Below are 20,023 nucleotides of genomic sequence, written 5' to 3'. Positions count from 1 at the left end.
GTTCTAATAATTCTGCACCCATTTCGATTGTGGAGTGGGTCATAGAAATGTTTTCTTTGCCTGTTGCTTCTGCAACTTCACAAGCTCTTGAGAAGTTGGTAATTCCACTTGCAGCATGTGTTCTGTAACATCCTGCACCTAAAATTGCTACTTTCATTTTTTTGTCTCCTTATTTTAGTGAACTTTTTTTAAATTAATTTATTTAAAAAAGTTTTACTACATGGTTTTCATTGCTGTATATCGCCTTTTTGTTAACAGTAATTATGGTAGTTTAACCATGTAGTAATATATTTTATTTAAAAAGTAGTACTATTTAAATCTTTACATTAGCCTTTATTTAGTATTATTTTTACTATTAATTTCCCTTTTTTAGTAATACTGTTATTACTTTTTGTTTATTATTTTAAAGTTTAGTAATACTTTTTATTTGATAATATATCATATATTAAAAGAGTTTAGGTTTACCTAAATCGAAACTTATTTATTAAAGATTTCACTGAAAAATATATAGTAGAATATAATTTTTGGGGTAAATTTCATGTACGATTTAATAAAAAGTGCAGTTCATGATGATGATGCTGCAATCGAAATATCAAAAATGGATAAAGATGTAACCTCAGTTGTTGATGCAATTTCTGAACTTACGCTTGAAGAAACAATGAAACTGGGAATGCAGTTTAAAAGATTTCCTTTAGGATGCGATTTGACTGAAGTGGTTGCAGGGACATGCGCTTCCGATTTGGAGCTGATGGACTTATTGGGCAATTGTAGGCTAGCAGACATGATTGGGGCACCGATTCACATCTGCGCTTATGCATTTTCAGACATAGCTGAGAAATTTGGAATGAGAGGAGTGGAAGTAATGCAAAGGGTTCATGAGATTGTTGACGTTCCTCTTGATTTGGATCATTTTGGCGAAAACGGTGCGATGAGGCTTCCAAAAAACATCAGCGGTTGTGGCGGAGAATGTTATAATAAAGGTCCTGCATTTACAGAATGTCCTAGAGGAAGGATTCATGAAAGATTGATTGATAAGGAACTTGCAGAAAAAGATGATAAGGAAGAATGGGTCAAATTGTCTTCATCCGTTGCAGTTAATGTCACCTGTGAACAAACTGGCGATGGTCATGCGGCACCATTAAGAGAAGCTGAAGATATTGCTCAACTGGCTAAAAAATATGGAAGGGGCTTGGAGTCTATCATGTTTGTTGGCGACGGTTATGATGAGGTAATCACAGGTTTTGAAAAATCTATAGAGATTGGTGCAGATGTTATCGTAGTTGAAGGTGGACCATTTAACAGATGTGAAAATACAACAGAAGCGTTTGCAAAAACAATCGCCGCTGCAAGAATACTGTCTCCTGGAAAAGTAGTTGCAACTAATGGTGCATATGAACATGAGGTAAGGGCAGGATTGCGCTCTGGCTTGAACATGGTAATCACAGGTTTTCCAAAAAATCATCATGGGTACATGTGCGGGTATGAGCCTGGAACCGCTAGAAGAGGCAAATTTGGACTTCCAAGAATTATTCAAATCATCAATGAAGAATTTCCAAATAGGGGACTTCCGGTTCAAAAGCAAGACCTGTTATCACTAGCAACGGCAGTTAAGATTGCGGGGCCTGATTATGTATATCCAAGAAAAATTGGGTCTTATCATGTCGGCGATGCACATTGGGCAACTTTAGTTAATTCAAGAATGTATCAGAATATTCAATTGAAACACACTTTAGATGATATTGTCGCATTAGCTGATGGCACTACTATAGCATTGCATGGCGGCAGATTTATTTCATGGGTTATTGCAAATGAATTGGATAAATATGTTGATGAAATTATAATTTCAGATGTAGATGAATGGGTATTGAAGAATACTGTAAATAACTTGCAGGATGCATTAAATGCTACAATCATTGCTGAAAAGGATGATGATGTTGCAGCTAAAAGTGCTGATTTCTCTATTGCTTCATCAACAATGATTCCTGTAAAGGAAAACATTTTGAAAAAGGTGCCAAATGCATTAACCATTGTCTAGGTAATAATTTTTTAGAAGAAATATTGTTCGCTGAGTAGTATTATTTTTAAAAAAAGTATTACTCATTTTATTTTTATATTTTCAGTTACTTTTTTTTAGATATTCTAATTTATTTTTGTTATTTTTTAATTTTTGTGCATATATGTCCTTTTGAAGAATATAAACCTAAAAATATCCTGTTTTTTTAATTTTATATTAATTTAATCCATTTTAATAAATAATACTTTTTTTAAAAAAAGTATTATCAATTCTTTTTTTTAACTTTCTTAAACTGATTATAGTTCATTGGCCCATTCAACAACAGGGAGTCTTTATTTGCAAGTAAAGGCTTCAATTTAAAGAGTAATACTTTAATAACATTTATATGGTTATTACTTGTGAGTATGGTATAGATTATTAAATTAATTTTGTTAATTTTAATAATTTGGAGATTATTTAATAAATAATTGGAGTAAGTAGCATGGAAATTACGGTAGATAAACTAGCTATGTTTAGAGAGAGTTACAATCCTAAAAATTCAAATTTAAATTTAAATATTGATTGGTCTGTTGAATATACTCATACCGATCAAAAGGTTATGGGATATGACATTGTTTTAAAATCTGATGAGTATTTAAATTTGAGTTTTAAAATAGGGGGATTAATTAAGTTGGGTGATTTTGAAGAATTTATTCAACAAGAATGTTCTCAAATAATTTTCCATCACGCATGCAACATGTTAATGAACCTGATTTCATTAACTAAGCAATCAAATTACGAATTATTAAATGGGGAAATTAATTCTGCAGTTAATTTCGGTGCTACTTTTTAAGTATTTGGTGATGAATTATGTTTGAAATTAAACACACGTTATGCCCATCATGTAGTGTTGGTTGTGGTATTAATGTGATTTTAGATAATGAAGAAATTGTTGGAACATTTCCATATAAAAGACATCCTATTAATGAGGGTAAAAACTGTTCAAATGGAAGATCTTCAGTTGAAAATATTGAAGGGAAACTTTCATTTGATTCAAAAGTGTTAGATGATGTAATTGGTAAAATAAAATCCTGTAATAATGAAAAAGTTACTGTAATTTTTTCAGGAAATAATACTAATGAGGATTTGCAAGCAATTAAATCTTTATGTGATTCGAAGGGCTTTAATGTTATTGCTTATGCAGACAATCTGAAAAATTTTGATCCGGTAGCTTCATATGATGACATTGAAAAAGCATCAAATCTTTTTGTCATTGGAAACATTTTATATGAAAATCCATTAGTCGGAAGGCGCATTGTTCGTGCAAAGGAAAATGGCGCAAAAATATTTGTCAATGATGATTTGGAAAATTCACCAACAGCAAATATCACAGATGAATTCACTTCAGTTTCAGTCAAAGAGTTCTTGGAAAGCATTGCTCCGGATGAATCTTCTGTGATATTATTCAATGAAATCGATTCAGTTGAGGATTTGGATTTACTTGAAAGTGCAGATTCAAAATTATTGCCTGTTTACAGTAAATCCAATACAAAAGGGGCTTTGAACTTGGTTGAGGCAACATCAAAAGAAGATGCATTGGAACTATTGGACAATTCAGAAGTCTTATTGGTTTTCAATGATGATATCGTAAATGAATTTGATTTTGAGTTTAAGTCAATACCTCAAATGATTGTATTTTCCCCATTCCAAAATGATACAACAGAAATTGCCGATTTTGTCATTCCAATTAAATCCTGGTTGGAGTGTGATGGGTCATTTACTAATGCTGAAGGATTAACTCAGGAATTTAGTTCAGTTTATGAATCTGAAAATATGGGTATTGTAGAAATTATTGAAAAAATAAACGGGGAAGTGGAGTGATTTCATGAGTCATATTTTAGCAAAATCAAAAGATGGTGAAATTCTTGAAGCTGGAGAATGTGGAGGTGCTGTTACAAGCATATTTAAATATTTGCTAGATGAAGGTCTTGTTGATGGTGTTTTAGCATTGCGTCCGGGTGATGATATTTATGATGGTGTTCCAACATTTATCACCAATTCCGAAGATTTAATTTCAACTGCAGGTTCTTATCACTGTGCTCCTACATTGATAAGCGATCTCTTGCAAAAGTATTTTTCTGATAAAAAGGTTGCAGTAGCGGTTAAACCTTGCGATATCAGGTCTATAGATGAATTATTTAAAAGACATAAACTTAATCCAGATAATGTTTATACAGTGGGTTTAAATTGCGGAGGAACTGTTTCTCCCGTTACTGGACGTAAGATGATTGAATTGTTTTATGACATCAATCCTGATGATGTTGTAAGTGAGGAGATTGACAAAGGACAATTCATTGTCGAACTGGCTGACGGTACTGAAAAAGGCGTCAAGATCCATGAACTGGAACAACAAGGATATGGAAGACGTAATAATTGTCAAAGATGTGATGTTAAAATCCCTAGAAAAGCGAATATTGCATGCGGTAACTGGGGGTCTGAAGACGGATGGACATTCATTGAAATAAATGATGAAAAAGGCCAACAATTAATTGACGGCGCAAAAAGTGCAGGTATTCTTGAAACCAAAAATGCATCAGACCAAGCAATAGAAGCAAGGTCTAAAGTTGAGGGCATCATGATTAAAATGGCTAAAAAAGCTCAAGGGGCTACTTTTGGAGATGCAGAAGGTATGGATGCATGGAAAAGATGCATAGGCTGTTATGCCTGTAGGGATATTTGTCCAATCTGTTGGTGTTATGAAAATTGTGAATTAAACAAACCATACTTCAAAGATGAACTCAATATTCCGCCAGAACCAATTGCATTCCAAGGAGTAAGGCTTTCACACATGAGTTTCAGTTGTTGTAATTGCGGTCAATGTGATGATGTCTGTCCGATGGACATTCCGGTTTCACTAATTTTTGATAAATTGCAGAAAAAATACTACGATAGGACTGGTTATGTAGCTGGAGTTTCAGATGATATAAAACCTCCATTATATAGTCCAGATAAAGTTGAATTATGAGGTGGTTTGATGTCTGATGATATAAAAATTGTAGGATTGTTATGTAACTGGTGTTGTTATGGAGGGGCGGACACTGCTGGAACCGCACGTATGCAATATCCTCCTAATGTTAGAATCATTCGTGTAATGTGTTCTGGAAGAATTAATCCTTCCATGATCTTTAAAGCATTTGAAGACGGTGCCGATGGAGTATTTGTGGGAGGTTGTCATATTGGTGATTGCCATTATGATGCTGGAAACTATAAATGGTCTAGAAGAGCAAAAATTGTTCAAGATATTATAGAGGAATTCGGTATTGAAAAAGAAAGGTTCCGTTTTGAATGGATTTCTGCATCTGAAGGAGAAAAGTTCCAAAAAACAATGGATGAATTTTATAATACTCTCTCAAAATTGGGTCCATTAGAATTAGAATAGAGTTAAACAATAGTCAAACATATGGTAGTAAATAGCTATTTCACGATAGCTATTTACTTTCTTTGTTAATTGTCTTTCTAAGATTAGTATGTTGGTTACTAATGTTAGAAAGATAGTTAAAATAGAGAATATTTTGATTATTTTTCAATTAATTATCTTTATATTGATAAATTCATCATTAGCCAAACAATAGTGGTTGTTGGCATAACCAATCAGTATTGTTTATTTTTCTCCATCAATGTAAGATAATTAATCAAAAAAGAGATTAATATATAATTTTATGTATGGTTTCTTTCACTGTCTACAATAGCTATTAAAGCAATTTCAAATCCTCAAATTCTTTAATAGCTATTTTTTATAAATATTTTTCAGGGTTGGTCTTTCACTAAAAGATCACGATGGTAGTATTATTTTTATAAAAAGTATTACTTTTTTTATAATATATTTTAGATTGTCTTTTGGCGGAATATTAAATTTAAAAGCATTTTATTCAGTAATGTCTATTATTTGAGGTTTATATATTTGAATAAATTGTTTTTTAAATTATTTTTGAAATTAATTAATTTTAATTAATTTTATAAAATAATACTTTTTTTAAATAAAGTATTATAAATATTCATTTTATTTTTTAAACGACTCTCTGAACGTATAGTGGGATTTAAACTATTTTAAATTCATATTTTTGAATTTTAAGTTCAAATTAAAGAGTAATACTTTAATAACATTTATATGGTTATTACTTGTTAGTATATTATAGATTATCATGAAATTTGATAATTAAAAATGTCTAACTCAATGGCAATTAGTCATAAACTCTTGTAAATAGTTATTTATTAACTATTTACACTCTATCTTTCAATTGTCTTTCTAAGATTAGTATGAGAATTACTAATGTTAGAAAGATAATTAAAGTCATATGGTTATCTTTCAAAGTCATTTTGTATTAAAATCATAACCATATTTCCCTCCTCAATGTGCAAATATGATTGCCTATCTTAAGGGATAATGAGATTGTCTAATCTCTTGGGGCGGTTATTAAAGTTGTTCTCCTAAACTTTAATAACTCTCCTATACTATTTTTCTGATTAAAACTGATGTGTTATTTGTTTTTCCGGTTGGAAGTACCATAACTTCTTTGTGGAATCCTCGTGTGTCCTTTTCCAAAACAGGAGCATATAATATGGCTCTCATTCCGGTATATGTTCTGTAAATCAGAGGTGTTTTTTCATCGATGAATTCCCAGATGTTTGCAAATACTCTTTCTTTTGGTTCGGCAAGTGCAGCAACCATTAGGATATCATATTCAAGATCAGCTATTGAATTTTCATCACCTGTAATGATTTCTATATCATTGTCAAGACCTAATCTTTTCAATACCTTTCTTGAGAGGTCCGCCACTTCTTCCTGCTGTTCTATTCCGATACATTTGCAGCCATAGACTTTGTTGAACATGATTAAAGTCAGTGGAAGTGGTCCGCTTCCTAAAAACACGAAGGTTTTGTTTTCATTGAATTTTGCCAATTGGCTTTCGTTATTGATTAATCCGATGTATCTTTCATAAAAATGGAATGAATCTAGTGTTTCTGTTGGATTGTCTGATTCCAGAATTTTTAATGCGTTTTCGGTTTCCAGTCTTGCACCGATATAAACGTAGAATTTACGAATCAGCTTCAGTGCCTTGTTCATCTTTTCATCATCAAGAATGTGTTTTGCTGAGTCAAAATCGATTTCTTTATCGTGAGCTATGATTTCAACTTCGTCTAAAATTTCAATGATTTCATCGATATTAACATTATCAAGTGCTGAGTCTCCGTATTTGTCCAAGTCCCCATAACTTGAGAGTTTATTTGCAATTTCTTCAATTGTTCCCCAATATTTATAACAACTCATCTTTATCACTTTTAAATTGTGGTTGAATAAATGTTTATGGGTTAAATTATATTAAAGTTTTTAAATTAAAAATAAAGTATTACTAAATCATTAAAATCAGTATAAAAAGTAATACTTTTAATAAATGGGTGGTGATGGAAAATAAGGGAATATCTAATCGGACAGGTAGTAATATTCTCCTTTTTCTTTTTGTTCACGGTCTTTATAACTGTCGAGTTTGTTAACTCTTGGTCTTTTTGTTTCCTTATCTCTTCTAAATGTAATGTTCAGGTTTCCTAAAAATTCGTTCATTGCATTTCTCAAATCAGTCGGTTTTGATGCATGACCGTTTAAACCAGGGGTTCCGTCAAATACCATTGCTCTATCAGAGATATAATCGATAAATACGATATCGTGGTCAACAATAAGTGAAGCTGCATTTCTGCTTTCAACGAGTTTTCTGATAACTCTTGCAGCCACAAGTCTTTGTTCCACATCCAAAAATGCAGTAGGTTCATCGAAAAGATAGATTTCAGCATCTTTTGCAAGGGTTACTGCAATGGCTAATCTTTGAAGTTCTCCTCCACTCAGTCCTTTGACAGGTTTGTCTAAAAGTTCATTTAAACTCAGTGGATTCATTATTTCGCTTTCAAAGATTTTGCTTCCGAAACTTGGAGCATTCATATATAAAAAGTCACTTACTGTTCCTTCAAAGTTTGAAACGATGTATTGCGGTTTGTATGCGATTGTAACTTCCTCATCAACTTCTCCGGTTGTAGGCTCTTCCACGCCTGCAAGTATTTTGGCAAATGTGGTTTTACCGATACCGTTTGAACCGAATGCTGTTACAATTTCATCATAAAATATTTCACCTGCATCGGCAGTCAATTTGAATCCGTCATAGTCTTTGCTTAGGTCAGTATAGCTTGCAAGCGCATCTCCTTCGTCTTCAGGAGTTGGTGGTCTGATTGTAAACTCAATCGGATTTCTTCTGATTCTCACATTCTCTTCAGCTAAAAATCCTTTTATATATGCATTGATACCTAATCTAACTCCTTTTCTTCCGGATACGACACCGTATCCTCCAGGAGTACCGTATAATATGTGGATATTGTCTGACAATGCATCCAAAGTTGCAAGGTCGTGTTCAATTACAAGAACGCTTTTGCCTTCCTCGGCAAGTGACCTGATAACCTTAACTGCATTCAGTCTTTGGGATACGTCAAGCCATGAGGTAGGTTCATCGAAGTAGTAGAAATCACCTTCCCTAAGTACTGTTGCGGCTATTGCAACCCTTTGAAGTTCCCCACCACTCAAATTTTCCATTTTCCTGTCGAGAACATTTTCAAGCTGAAGTTCCTTGGTGACGTAGTCGAGCTTGTCACGTTCATTGACGTTTGTAAGCAGATCTCTTACTTTACCTTTCACGACTTTCGGAAGCTTGTCGACCATCTGCGGTTTTAATATGGTTTTCACATTGCCTTCTGAGAGGTCTTTGAAATACTTCTGAAGTGCGGATCCCTTATAATATTCAATAACATTATCCCAGTTATCTGCCGGATTTTCATAGTCTCCGAAGTTAGGTATCAGGTTTCCAGCCAGAATATTCATGATTGTGGATTTACCGATACCGTTTTGACCTAAAAGCCCTAAAACAGTCCCTTCTTCTAAAGATGGGAGGCCGAACAGTTCAAACTGGTTCTGTCCGAATCTGTGAATTGGCTCACCGGCCGCTTCAGGTAAGTTAATTATTGTAATAGCATCAAATGGGCAGCGGTTAGTACAGATTCCGCACCCTTCACATAATTCTTCTGATATCAACGGTTTTTTGGTGTCCTCATCAATTACAATTGTGTCTTCATCCATTCTAACGCCCGGACAGTAATTGATGCAGACATAATCACATTTTTTCGGTTGACATCTGTCTTTATCTAAAATTGAAATACGAGTCATTATAATCTCCTTAAAAATATAATCATAGATAATTTTGTTAATTCTATTTAATTAAATTATTGTAAAAATTTAGTTTTCAAAAAAGTTTTTAATCCTTTAATTAAATATTTAATAAATGATAATATGAAACAGGTAATGATTGTCAGAACAGATTTAAAAATGCGCAAGGGTAAAATTGCAGCCCAGTGCTGTCATGGAGCCATTGGGGCATATAAAAAATCACCTGCAGATAAAATCCGAAAGTGGGAAAACGAGGCTTATGCCAAAGTGGTTTTAAAGGTTCAAACAAAAGAGGAGCTGATTGAACTTAAAAAGTTGGCTGATGAAAATGGAATTGCCAATTATTTGGTAGTTGATGCCGGACGTACTCAGATACCTACATCAAGCATTACAGTTTTGGCGCTTGGTCCTGATGAGGATGAAATACTTGATGAAGTGACAGGGGATTTGAAACTTTTATAGTCTAAACTATCATTTGATGAGGTCTACTTTTAATTAAACAGGGTCGTGATATTTATCATAAAACAGGTTGTAAAAATTGGGGGAAGTTTGTTCCCGGATTATGCAATAGATTTGGCAAAAAAGCTAAAAAACACAGATTCCTGCATTGTTTTGGGCGGGGGTGAATTTGCAAATCTTATCCGTAAATACAATGATGAGCAGAATTTCTCAGAAGAGGTTAACCACTGGACAGCTATTGATTGCATGGACATAATAGCTAAGCTGGTCGATGACAAGGTGGAATCAGCAAGACTTGCGCATACTCTTGAAGAGGTTAATAACATTTCAGATGAGGGGTTCACTCCAATTTTTGCAGTTTCAGAATTTTTAAAAACAGAAGATCCCTTTGAATGCAGCTGGGATGTGACTTCAGATTCTATTGCAGCATACGTTTCACATCTTCTAAATGCAAACCTTTTAATAGTAACAAATGTAAATGGTATATATACCCAAGAACCGAAAGAGGTTGGTTCAACATTCATAAGTAAAATCGATGCAAAAACTTTACTAACTTTTCAGGAGTCGTCGATTGATGTAATGCTGCCACGTCTTTTATTGAGGTTTGGGACTAATTGTTATGTTGTGAATGGAAAATATCCCGAAAGGGTTTTATCTCTTATAGATGATAATGTAAATGATTACAATTTCGATTACACACAAATAATAGGTGATTAAAAATGAAAACTGTAGAATGTATTTCATGTAAACAAGAAATTCCATTAACTGGCCCATTCGTAGAATTCGAATGCCCAGAATGTGGAGCAAAAATAGCAAGATGTGAAAAATGCCGTACCTTTGGTCACGCTTATAAATGTGAATGTGGTTTTGAAGGACCATAAGTTTATATAATGGAGGAATTAGAATGGGTGAAGTATTAACAACTATGAAAATTATGCCAGACAGTCCTGATGTAGATTTAGAAGCTATTAAAGCAACCATTAAAGATTCAATGCCTGAAGGTGCTGAAATCCACGATATTGCTGAAGAACCAATTGCTTTTGGTTTAGTTGCAATTATCTTAAACTTCATTACCGAAGATGGTGAAGGCGGATCTGAAGCTGTTGAAGAAATGGTTCAAGCTATTGAAGGCGTAGCCAGTATTGAAATTACTGGTGTTGGAAGATTAATGTAAATTGATTTTCTCTAATTGGTCAAATTGACTATTTTGAGTTATTATTTTTATAATGACTCCTTTTTTATTCTATTTTTATGAAGTTTTTATTTGCACAGTTTAAAATTTGTTAAAAGAAGTATTGTGCATTATTATATGATGTTTTTGTTATAAAATAAAAAGTTAGAAGAGAGGTTAGTCTCTTCTAGTTGATTCTAATTTTTGTGGTTGCTTTTGAAGCTTGGTAGGTGTTGTCTCCTGCAAAGTTTACTGCAGCGTTGTATGTGCCTCTTCGAGTTAGGCTTAACTTGAAGGTAGCTTCTCCTTTTGCATTTGTTTTTGCAGTGTATGTATTACCATTTACAGTCAGTTTTATTGTTTTACCTTCTTGGAGGTAGGTTTTACCGTCAATGGATGATCCTTTGTCGGTTTTAAGTGTTACTGTATATGATTTGGTTGCTGCAGATGCTCTGTAGGTTTTTTCAGGAGCGCTTATGCTTGTTGTTTTCTTGTTTACAGTGATTTTGTATACTGCAAATGCTCCGAAGTAGTTGTCATCACCTAAAAATCCTACTGCAAATGTATATGTTCCTGCTTTAGCCAGGTTGATTTGCAATTGTGCCCATCCGGTTTCATTTGTGGTTGTGTTGTATACTTTACCGTTGAATCCGATTTTTACGGATTTGTTGGAAAGGATATTGCCGTTGATATCAACTAACCTTACTTTGAAGTATCCTCCACGTTCGCCAGCGTAGTAATCGATAGCGTAGGTTGTGTAGTCGTTACCTTCAATTGTAGTGTTGGTTCTTATTGGAACGATGTTTTTCACATTTATGGTCAAATCAGCAGGTGCGGTTATATTATCACCAGCATAATTTATTTCTATAAGTGCATTGGACTCTAGGGAAATTAATAACTTACCTTCGCTGTCAGTTGTAGTGTTTGTTTCAGCACCGTTGACTTTATAGCTTATTGGAGCAAATGCAATTGCACTGCCGTTAACATCCATTAAAATAGCACTGAGGTTACTTTTATCAACTGTAATGTTTGCAAATTTACTGTCATCCCGTTCATTGACTTTAATTGTATTTAAACTGGTTTCACCAGTAACTGGATTTGCAACGCTGATTTGCTGGTCCTCGGTTAATTTGGTGAAGTTAACAGTTACACATCCCTCACTGTCTGTGGTATATTCGCTGGTTTGGCCGTTAACAGTTACGTTGACTGCAGTGTTGTTTAAACCTTTTCCGGTGGCGTCGGTTAATTGGATTTTGTAGTCACAGTCGCCGTTATAGTTAACAGCTATATCTTCAGAGTTGATAGTGCTTTTTATTTCAATAGGATATACAACATTATAGTCTTTGGTTTTTACAGCTAAATTGTATTTTCCAGGTTCTAAGTTAATTCCAAGCTCTGCAGTTCCGTTTTCATCTGCTGTAACAGTTGCAGTTATGCCATTAATTTCAAATGTGACTTTTTCACCTGGACTGACTTTAACCGCAACAGGTGTGTCATCGGAATAGTATTTTTCCAAATTCTCACTGTTGTCTGCAACAGTGTATGCTTTCAAACAGGCAATATAACCTAATTTGTAGGCATCTTTCCAGGTTTCACCGTCAATGCAAACAAATGAGAGATTTTCACTATAATGTACTCTGCTATATTCTAATTCAATGATTGGCACACTATTGGAGGTTATCACTGCTTTGAATATATCTCCTTTTTTAACGGGTATGTATTCGTTTAATTTGATTGTGCGGTAACCTAAGTATGGAGATATTCCTTCTTGAGTCAGTTTTAACTCATCATTTACAAAGATTTCAACTTTGTAATTGATGCCGCTTTGGTTGAAGTATGTTCCAACTGCTGCAATCAAATCATCATCCAAAGCTTCAAATACATTCATATAACTTACTGTTTCGTTGTATTTTTCGAAATATCCTTCCCACATTATATCATATTGATAGTTCTTATTGTATTGCACTGTATTTTCAATTATTATTGATGTAGCATAAGTGCTCACATCAGTGGATCTCACAAATGTTTTATCATAATATGAAACATACATGTATCCGTTTTCTCCAAAGCTAGTGCCCCAGCTGTTTTTGATAATCCATGCACCATCGCCCGGTGGGGTGATTAGGAATTTTTCTTTTGGGAAATTGTCGTCCCAGCCAACAACTGAAACTACATGGTTTGGAGTAAGAGTTGCATTGACATATTGGGCACATGTTTTAGGGTTATAATAAGGATTTTTTTCATCATATGTGGATTGTCCGAAATAGTTCACATCTAAAGCACCATATTTCATGATTGCCAATTTGAGTTGAGTGCCGTTTGGTATTTCATTGTTAAGTGTAAACATCACGTCCTGGATGTGGATATCCTGGTCAGTTGTGATTAATGGTGAAAGTTTTCCAAACTCATCATAGGTATCTGCATCCTGTATGAATGCTCCAAGCCAGCTCAACAGATAACCTGTGGAAAGAATATTGTTTCCACCCTCAAAGTAAAGAGGAAAACCGTAAATTGAATATCTTAGCAGGCTATTCTGCATGTTGTTTTCCGAAAGGTCAGCTTTTAATCCTGTGGCTTTCAGTAATGCTGATTCCAGGGCGCCGGTCATTCCGAATGCCCAGCAGGACCCCATCCATCCTTGGTCTCTGACAGGTGAAACCCAGCCATAATCACGCAAATCAAATTTATCTGGAATAACAGTGATATTGATGGTGTTATTGAGTAATGTTAACTGTATGCCTTCTACAGTGACAAATGTTGCATAATAAGTATTGTTTGTTGAGACATTATCATCATTAATGTAAACATTGTTTTCCCGATTTGATTTCTTATCGAAGAATGTGTAGATTGGGTTTGTGTTGTTTTCGAATAGGGAATTTTTAATGTCATATGATGTATCATATGCATAAATTGCACTACCTGCACTTGCAGTGTTGTTGATGAATCTGCATTTGTCTATATTTGCAGTACTCATATCAAGAACCATTGCACCGCCGTAGGTAGGATATCCTTCAAATATATCCACACTGTTTGAGGTGAAATTACAGTTGTTGATTTCAGCAAAGTCAACATATGAAATATAAACTGATCCGCCGTTGAATGTAGCGTGATTGTTTATAAACTCAGTATTGTTTAAGAAGAGTTTTCCACCGAATTGAATATAAGCTCCTCCAAATCCAGAAGAACTGTCCTTAAATACGGTATCCAGTATGGTCACATTACCTGAATGGCGGCCAGTTGACCCAGCAATATCTGCTAGGATTGCTCCTGCATTTTTAGAAGAAGTGGTGTTTATGAATTCACAATTTCTGATGTATGTTACTCCTCCTTCTTTAACACATATTGCACCTGATGAGATGTTGGCAGTTAAATTAATGAATTTGGAATTAATTACAGTTATTGCTTTTACTGTATTAAGAAATATTGCAGGTGTGTAATCGGAAACAATGTTTGCAAATGTAGTGTTTTCCACATAACCTTCTGCAGCCATAAGAAAGATTTGGCCACATTTAGTGGATATATCTGAGGTAAACTCTGTATTGTAAATGTTCAGGATTCCATTTATAACGCCTATTGATGAACCTAAACTTCCAGCATAATTGTTTATGAATCTGGAATTGTTGATATTGATGGTTGCATTGACATAAAGTCCTATAGCCCCACTGTTTTGGCTTGCATAGTTGTCAATGAAAGTAACGTTGTTTAAGGTTAGTGTTCCATTAGTGTATATTGCCCCATTGTTTTCTGCATTTCCTCCAGTTAAAATCAGATTGCTTAATGTCACGTTGTTTGCGGCAATGTTGAATATTCTTGACTGTTTGGTTGCGTTAAGTATATGGCCGTTACCGTTGATGACAATGTTATCTCTGTTGATTATGATTCCGGTTTTGTTATCTGTTTCGTTGTTGAATGTGTAATCGCAAGATAACTCCAAATAGTTTTCAGAGGAATTGATGAGTTTTTCCAATGCGGTAAATGTTTGTCTGCTTGGATCTGCCACTGTATAAACTTTTACACAAGCAGTAAAATTACCATAATAACAATCTTCCCAAATTCCTTCAAAATTGGCAAATGAAATATTTTCAGTGTAATGTGTTCTTGCATCTGCGAAATTAATGTATGGCATAGCATTTGAGGTCACTATCGCTTTGAAAACATCTCCTTTTTTAACGGGTATGTATTCGTTTAATTTGATAGTGTGGTAACCTACATAAGGTGACACTCCCTCTTGAGTCAATTTCAAATCGTCATTTACATAAATTTCAACTTTGTAATTGATGCCGCTTTGGTTGAAGTATGTTCCCACAGCAGCAATCAAATCATCATCCAAAGCTTCAAACTCATTGTAATAACTTACAGTGTCTCCGAAAGGATTCTCTAAGAATTCGCCTCCCCACACTAAGTCATATTGGTAGTTTTTATTGTACGGTTCGGTATTTTCAATTAGTATTGCTGTAGCATAATCAATTATTTCATTGGATGGTAAAAATGATTTGTCATAATATGAAACATATAAATATCCTTTGTCTCCCCAATTGGTATCCCAGCTGTTTTTGATAATCCATGCACCATCGCCCGGTGGGGTGATTAGGAATTTTTCTTTTGGGAAATTGTCATCCCAGCCAACAACTGAAACTTCATGGTTTGGAGTTTTAGTTACATTGACATATTGGCCATAGGTGTCAGGGTTATAATAAGGATTTTTTTCATCATATGTGGATTGTCCGAAATAGCACACGTCTAAAGCACCATATTTCATGATTGCCAATTTGAGTTGTGTGCCGTTTGGTATTTCATTGTTAGGTATGAACATCACATCCTGAACATGAAGATCATTCAGTGTTGTGATAACTGGTGAAATTTTTCCAAGTTCATCATAGGTATCTGCATCCTGTGGAAATGCTCCAAACCAGCTCAATAGGTAAGATGCGCCAATGACGTTCGCTGCACCTTCATATAATTCGGAAAAACCATAAATGGAGTATCTTAACATGGTATTTTGCATGTTGTTTTCTGAAAAATCAGCGCTGATGCCTGTAGCTTTCAATAATGCAGACTCTAAAGCACTTGTCATTCCGAATGTCCAGCATGCGCCCATCCATCCTTGGTTTCTAACTGGTGTAACCCATCTGTAATCTCGTAAATCAAATTTGGTTGGAGGGGTAATGATGTTGATGGTATTGTTAATCAATGTTAATTGCATGCCTTGCCCAGTCATTACTGATGCATAGAATTCATTGTTAGTTGAGATGTTATCATCATTAATGTAAACATTATTTTCTAAGATGCCTTCTTTATCGAAGAATGTGTATATTGGGTTTGTGTTGTTTTCAAATAGTGAATTTTTAATGTTGTATGATGTGTCATATGCATAGATTGCATTTCCTGTACTTGCGGTGTTGTTGATGAATTTAGATTTATCTACATTTAATGTAGAGATATCGCTGAATATTGCACCACCATAAGTCGGATAACCATATTCATCTATTTCAACACCATTTGAGGTAAAAGTACAGTTATTTATTTCACTAACGGTATAAGAAAGGTAAATTGCACCTCCATTATATTCCGCATGGCTGTTTGTGAATTCAGTATTGGCCATCGATAAATTTCCGCCCAATTGAAGATATGCTCCACCGAATTCAGAATAAGTGTCTCTAAATATTGTATCTATTACTGTTACATTACCATCTAGTCCCTGGCTTCCAGCAATGTCTGCAAGAATAGCTCCCGCATTTTTGGAGGAAGTAGTGTTTATAAATTCACAATCTTTAATATATACATAACCTACACTTCTAACAGCTAATGCGCCTGCACTAATATTTGCCATTAAATTAGTAAATTTGGAATTAATTATGTATACCTCTTTTCCTTCTTCAACATGTAATGCGGGAGTATATGAAGCCGCAATATTGATGAAAGTGGTATTTTCCACATAAATCTTTGATTTAGTAAATAAGATTTGACCATGTTTAGAAAATATATTTGAGGTTATATATGAATTGCAAAGAGTTAAGTTACTATTTTTAACATATATTGATGAACCTGCTTCACCATAATTGTCTATAAATTTAGTATTGTTGCAGGTAAGGGTTACATTTTCACTTAGTGCTATGGCACCGCCTCTTTCAGTTGCATAGTTGGTGGTGAAAGTCACATTGTTTAATGTTAATGTTCCTGTGGAGTATATTGCTCCACCGTTTTTTGCATTTCCTCCAGTTAAAATCAGATTGTTCAATGTTATGTTATTTGCGGTAATATTGAATATTCTTGACTGGTTGGTCGCATCAATTGTATAACCGTTACCGTTAATAACGAAATTCTCCGTTTTAATGATTATTCCTGTATTATTGTCAGTTTCGTTGTTGAATTTATAGTTTCGAGTTAAATCAATCGAATCTTTTCCAGTTATTTCGTCAGTCAGATTGGTGAATGAACCTTCACCTGCAGTGAATATATCGTTTTGAGTAGTTTTCAAAATATCCGAACTATCCTCGGTTGCTATATCCTCCTGCACGGTTTTTAAGATTTCCGGACTGTCATCACCTATTATATTCTCGGTGGTGTCCTGCGATGCACAAACAGCGCCCACCGACATGATTAATATGAGCATGACAATCATAATTTTTAGAACCTTCATAATTATCACTAAATAAAATTATGTAAAAAATGAATATTTAAGCATTTATATTTGATTTAATTGAATTTAAAAAAGGATATAACCTATAAATTATAAATTATGTTACATTAAATAATAATTATTAACTTACTTTTTGTAAAATGGTGAACATGAAATTAGACAATAAAATGCAGCTGTTGGTTTTGTTTACATTAACCACTAGCTTAATAACAGTATCCCAAGGAATAATCACAACAGGAGTGGTCTATCTGATGAGTGACTTTTCAGTCTCATCAACACAGGCGCAGTGGTCATATTCTGCGTTTCTGCTTGTTGTAGGGGTTATGATTCCATTAAGTGCTTTCATATCTCGTAGATTTAATTCAAGGACAATATTTTTCTTTTCATTAATCATGTTTCTTTTGGGGTCAGTCGTATGCTACTTTTCAAATTCATTAATGATGTTAATTATAGGTAGGGTCTTTCAGGCAATTGGAAATGGTGTTTTAATGCCTTATGTTCAGATTTTGCTTTTAAGAATCATTCCGGAAGAGAAATGGCAGACCTATATGGGATTGTACGGGCTGGTTGTTGCAATAGCTCCTGTTGTCGGGTCATTTATAGGCGGATTTGTCATAACGTTATATGGCTGGAGAGCGTTGTTTTCATTTTTCACAATAGCATCTATAATTATTATAGTTTTAGGGTTAATCCGTGTAAAGGACAGCACACCAACTGAAGAATATCCTCTGGACTATTTGTCTGTAATACTCTCAGTTGTCGGATGTGGTGGGGTCATGCTTGGTTTTACAAACGTTGCAGATTACGGTTTTACTCATTATTTTGTAATTGCGCCGATTATTGTCGGTATCATTGCATTAATCCTCTTTGTAAGGCGCCAGCCAAAATTGGACAAGCCTCTCATTAACCTTTCAATTCTTAAAAACAAGTATTTTTCAGTGGGTACAATATTTGTCTGCATTCTGTTTTTCGCATTAAACGGCTGCACTGCGCTTGTTCCAATATTTATTCAGGGTATAGCGTACAACTCTGCAATCATTTCCGCTTCTGTGCTATTTCCGGGCGGTCTTTTGATAATTGCATTTAATTTCATAGGTCCGCTTCTTACAAACAGAATTGGAATCAAAAAGGTTCTAATAATGGGTTGTGTTCTTTCAATAATCGGATTTGCAACAATGATGTTTTATACACAGGATTCATCATTTGAATTCATGATGATAACTCAGTCAATCCGTTATATCGGCTCAGGGCTTGCTTTGATGCCTGCAACAACATGGGCTCTGACAATGGTTTCCGATAAGGTGGAAGATGGTACTGCAGTCAACAATACATTAAGACAGATTTTTGCAGCCATAGGTTCATCAATGGTTGTTGTAATGGTGGCTGTTTTGGCAGGGGGCAATATTGATCATAATTTTGCATCGGTCATTGCATTTAACCAGACTTCCTTGATTCTGCTTGTTTTACATATCATTATGCTTATTCTGGTTATTGTCTATATCGAGGATAAGGAAAAAATTGAAAATACAGTTTCATAACTTCTGGAAATATGCTCATTTTTTGGTGTAATGTTTGAAATATTTACATTGCAGATGGTAATAAACGCTCTCAAATATTTGTTATAAAGTTGATATTTTTTAGTTTCTTACATAAACTGACTTTTAATAATATTTATATATGGTTATGAAAAGAAACATCTATATGCTCTAAAATAGAGTGTTTTTTTAATTTAGATTAAAGGTGAATAATATGGAAATAGGAGAAATTATTTCAGATGCTTTAGTATATCCATTTAACAATATTAAAGCGTTGATTGTATATGTTATTTTAGGTGTTATTGCAGGTATTGCTTTAGGCGGTACTTTAGTGGGCATAGCTACTGGTACTCAATCTCATAATGCACTCTTGACCGGTTTTACTGGAATTATAGGGACTATTATTTCAATAATTGCTCTTTTATTAATTATGGGTTATGAGTTAGATATTGTAAAATATGGTATTAACAGAGATCCTGGTGCACCTGGAATCGATGTTGTAAGACAAGTTGTAAATGCTATCAAATTGCTTATCGTACGTATTGTATATTACATTATTCCAGTAATTGTTGGAGTAATTTTAATGTTATTATTAGGAAGAGGTATTCTTACATTAGCAATAGTATTCATTGTAGCAATTGTATTCTCTTTAGCAGCATTTATGGGAACTTGTAGATTAGCTAAAACTGAGAATTTAGGTGACGCATTAGCAATTGGTGAAGCTATTGGAGATATTTCTAGAGTTGGTATCGGAAAACTCATCATAACTATTATTGCAATATTTGTAATTATCTTTGTTATTGCATTAATTATTGGATTAATTAATAACTTAAATAATGTAATTGGTGGAATTTTATTAGGTATCTTCTCTGTATATGCTGTATTCTTTGCTCAAAGAGCTATTGGGTTATTATACTCTGATGCATAATTAACCTACTTTTTTTCTTTTTTTTTAAACTAAAAA

At 34.1% G+C, this 20,023-nt stretch carries 14 protein-coding genes and 1 pseudogene; 11 read left to right on the top strand and 4 right to left on the bottom strand.

All coding sequences use genetic code 11. The features are described 5' to 3' along the window. Positions 1-157, bottom strand: a pseudogene (locus IJL02_RS04730) (5,10-methenyltetrahydromethanopterin hydrogenase); the annotation flags it as partial. A 381-nt stretch (positions 158-538) separates the two neighbouring features. On the opposite strand from IJL02_RS04730, the gene hmdC reads away from it, so the two are divergent. The 5 genes from hmdC to IJL02_RS04705 all read left to right on the top strand — a co-directional run bounded on the left by hmdC (position 539) and on the right by IJL02_RS04705 (position 5,432). Next, positions 539-2,035 carry a 5,10-methenyltetrahydromethanopterin hydrogenase cofactor biosynthesis protein HmdC gene (gene hmdC, locus IJL02_RS04725; protein WP_292810906.1) on the top strand — a complete coding sequence of 499 codons (1,497 nt, stop codon included), beginning with the start codon at positions 539-541 and terminating at the stop codon, positions 2,033-2,035. Between the two features lie 460 nt (positions 2,036-2,495). After that, a complete protein-coding gene (locus IJL02_RS04720; RefSeq protein ID WP_292810895.1) occupies positions 2,496-2,846 on the top strand; it encodes a pilus assembly protein in 351 nt (116 codons plus the stop codon). 17 nt (positions 2,847-2,863) lie between these two features. Next, a complete protein-coding gene (locus IJL02_RS04715; RefSeq protein ID WP_292810888.1) occupies positions 2,864-3,874 on the top strand; it encodes a hypothetical protein in 1,011 nt (336 codons plus the stop codon). Positions 3,875-3,878: 4 nt separating this feature from the next. Beyond that, entirely contained in the window at positions 3,879-5,018 is a 1,140-nt protein-coding gene (locus tag IJL02_RS04710) for a Coenzyme F420 hydrogenase/dehydrogenase, beta subunit C-terminal domain (protein ID WP_292810874.1), read from the top strand. A 9-nt stretch (positions 5,019-5,027) separates the two neighbouring features. Then, positions 5,028-5,432: a hydrogenase iron-sulfur subunit gene (locus tag IJL02_RS04705; protein WP_292810859.1), complete on the top strand. Its 405-nt coding sequence runs from the start codon at positions 5,028-5,030 to the stop codon at positions 5,430-5,432. A gap of 1,068 nt (positions 5,433-6,500) precedes the next feature. Here the strand turns inward: IJL02_RS04705 and IJL02_RS04700 are convergent. Both IJL02_RS04700 and IJL02_RS04695 read right to left on the bottom strand, forming a co-directional pair. After that, complete coding sequence (locus tag IJL02_RS04700; protein WP_292810851.1) at positions 6,501-7,322, bottom strand: nicotianamine synthase family protein; 822 nt, start codon at positions 7,320-7,322, stop codon at positions 6,501-6,503. A gap of 153 nt (positions 7,323-7,475) precedes the next feature. After that, complete coding sequence (locus tag IJL02_RS04695; protein ID WP_292810835.1) at positions 7,476-9,254, bottom strand: ribosome biogenesis/translation initiation ATPase RLI; 1,779 nt, start codon at positions 9,252-9,254, stop codon at positions 7,476-7,478. A 123-nt stretch (positions 9,255-9,377) separates the two neighbouring features. Between IJL02_RS04695 and pth2 the strand changes: the two genes are divergently transcribed. Genes pth2 through IJL02_RS04675 form a run of 4 tightly spaced genes read left to right on the top strand, consistent with a single transcriptional unit; the run spans position 9,378 to position 10,887 of the window. Then, a complete protein-coding gene (pth2, locus tag IJL02_RS04690) occupies positions 9,378-9,716 on the top strand; it encodes an aminoacyl-tRNA hydrolase (protein WP_292810813.1) in 339 nt (112 codons plus the stop codon). A 57-nt stretch (positions 9,717-9,773) separates the two neighbouring features. Next, on the top strand, positions 9,774-10,430 hold the full coding sequence (locus IJL02_RS04685) for a delta 1-pyrroline-5-carboxylate synthetase (RefSeq protein WP_342765173.1): 657 nt from the start codon (positions 9,774-9,776) through the stop codon (positions 10,428-10,430). A gap of 2 nt (positions 10,431-10,432) precedes the next feature. Further along, the gene (locus IJL02_RS04680) at positions 10,433-10,594 is read left to right on the top strand and encodes a zinc finger domain-containing protein (protein ID WP_292782670.1); all 162 of its coding nucleotides are present in this window, start codon (positions 10,433-10,435) and stop codon (positions 10,592-10,594) included. A 23-nt stretch (positions 10,595-10,617) separates the two neighbouring features. Beyond that, positions 10,618-10,887 (top strand): elongation factor 1-beta, encoded by a 270-nt coding sequence (locus IJL02_RS04675; protein ID WP_292810782.1) that lies wholly within the window; start codon positions 10,618-10,620, stop codon positions 10,885-10,887. 184 nt (positions 10,888-11,071) lie between these two features. On the opposite strand, the gene IJL02_RS04670 is transcribed toward IJL02_RS04675, so the two are convergent. Further along, the gene (locus tag IJL02_RS04670) at positions 11,072-17,524 is read right to left on the bottom strand and encodes a C1 family peptidase (protein WP_292810769.1); all 6,453 of its coding nucleotides are present in this window, start codon (positions 17,522-17,524) and stop codon (positions 11,072-11,074) included. Positions 17,525-17,673: 149 nt separating this feature from the next. Between IJL02_RS04670 and IJL02_RS04665 the strand changes: the two genes are divergently transcribed. Then, a complete protein-coding gene (locus IJL02_RS04665) occupies positions 17,674-19,062 on the top strand; it encodes a DHA2 family efflux MFS transporter permease subunit (RefSeq protein WP_292810757.1) in 1,389 nt (462 codons plus the stop codon). Positions 19,063-19,273: 211 nt separating this feature from the next. After that, positions 19,274-19,987: a DUF4013 domain-containing protein gene (locus IJL02_RS04660; RefSeq protein ID WP_292810740.1), complete on the top strand. Its 714-nt coding sequence runs from the start codon at positions 19,274-19,276 to the stop codon at positions 19,985-19,987. The last annotated feature ends 36 nt before the right edge of the window (positions 19,988-20,023 follow it).

The organism is Methanobrevibacter sp., assembly GCF_017427765.1.
Lineage (GTDB): Archaea > Methanobacteriota > Methanobacteria > Methanobacteriales > Methanobacteriaceae > Methanocatella.
Note: the sequence above shows the minus strand (reverse complement) of the source record. Positions and strands in the feature narration are given on the sequence as shown.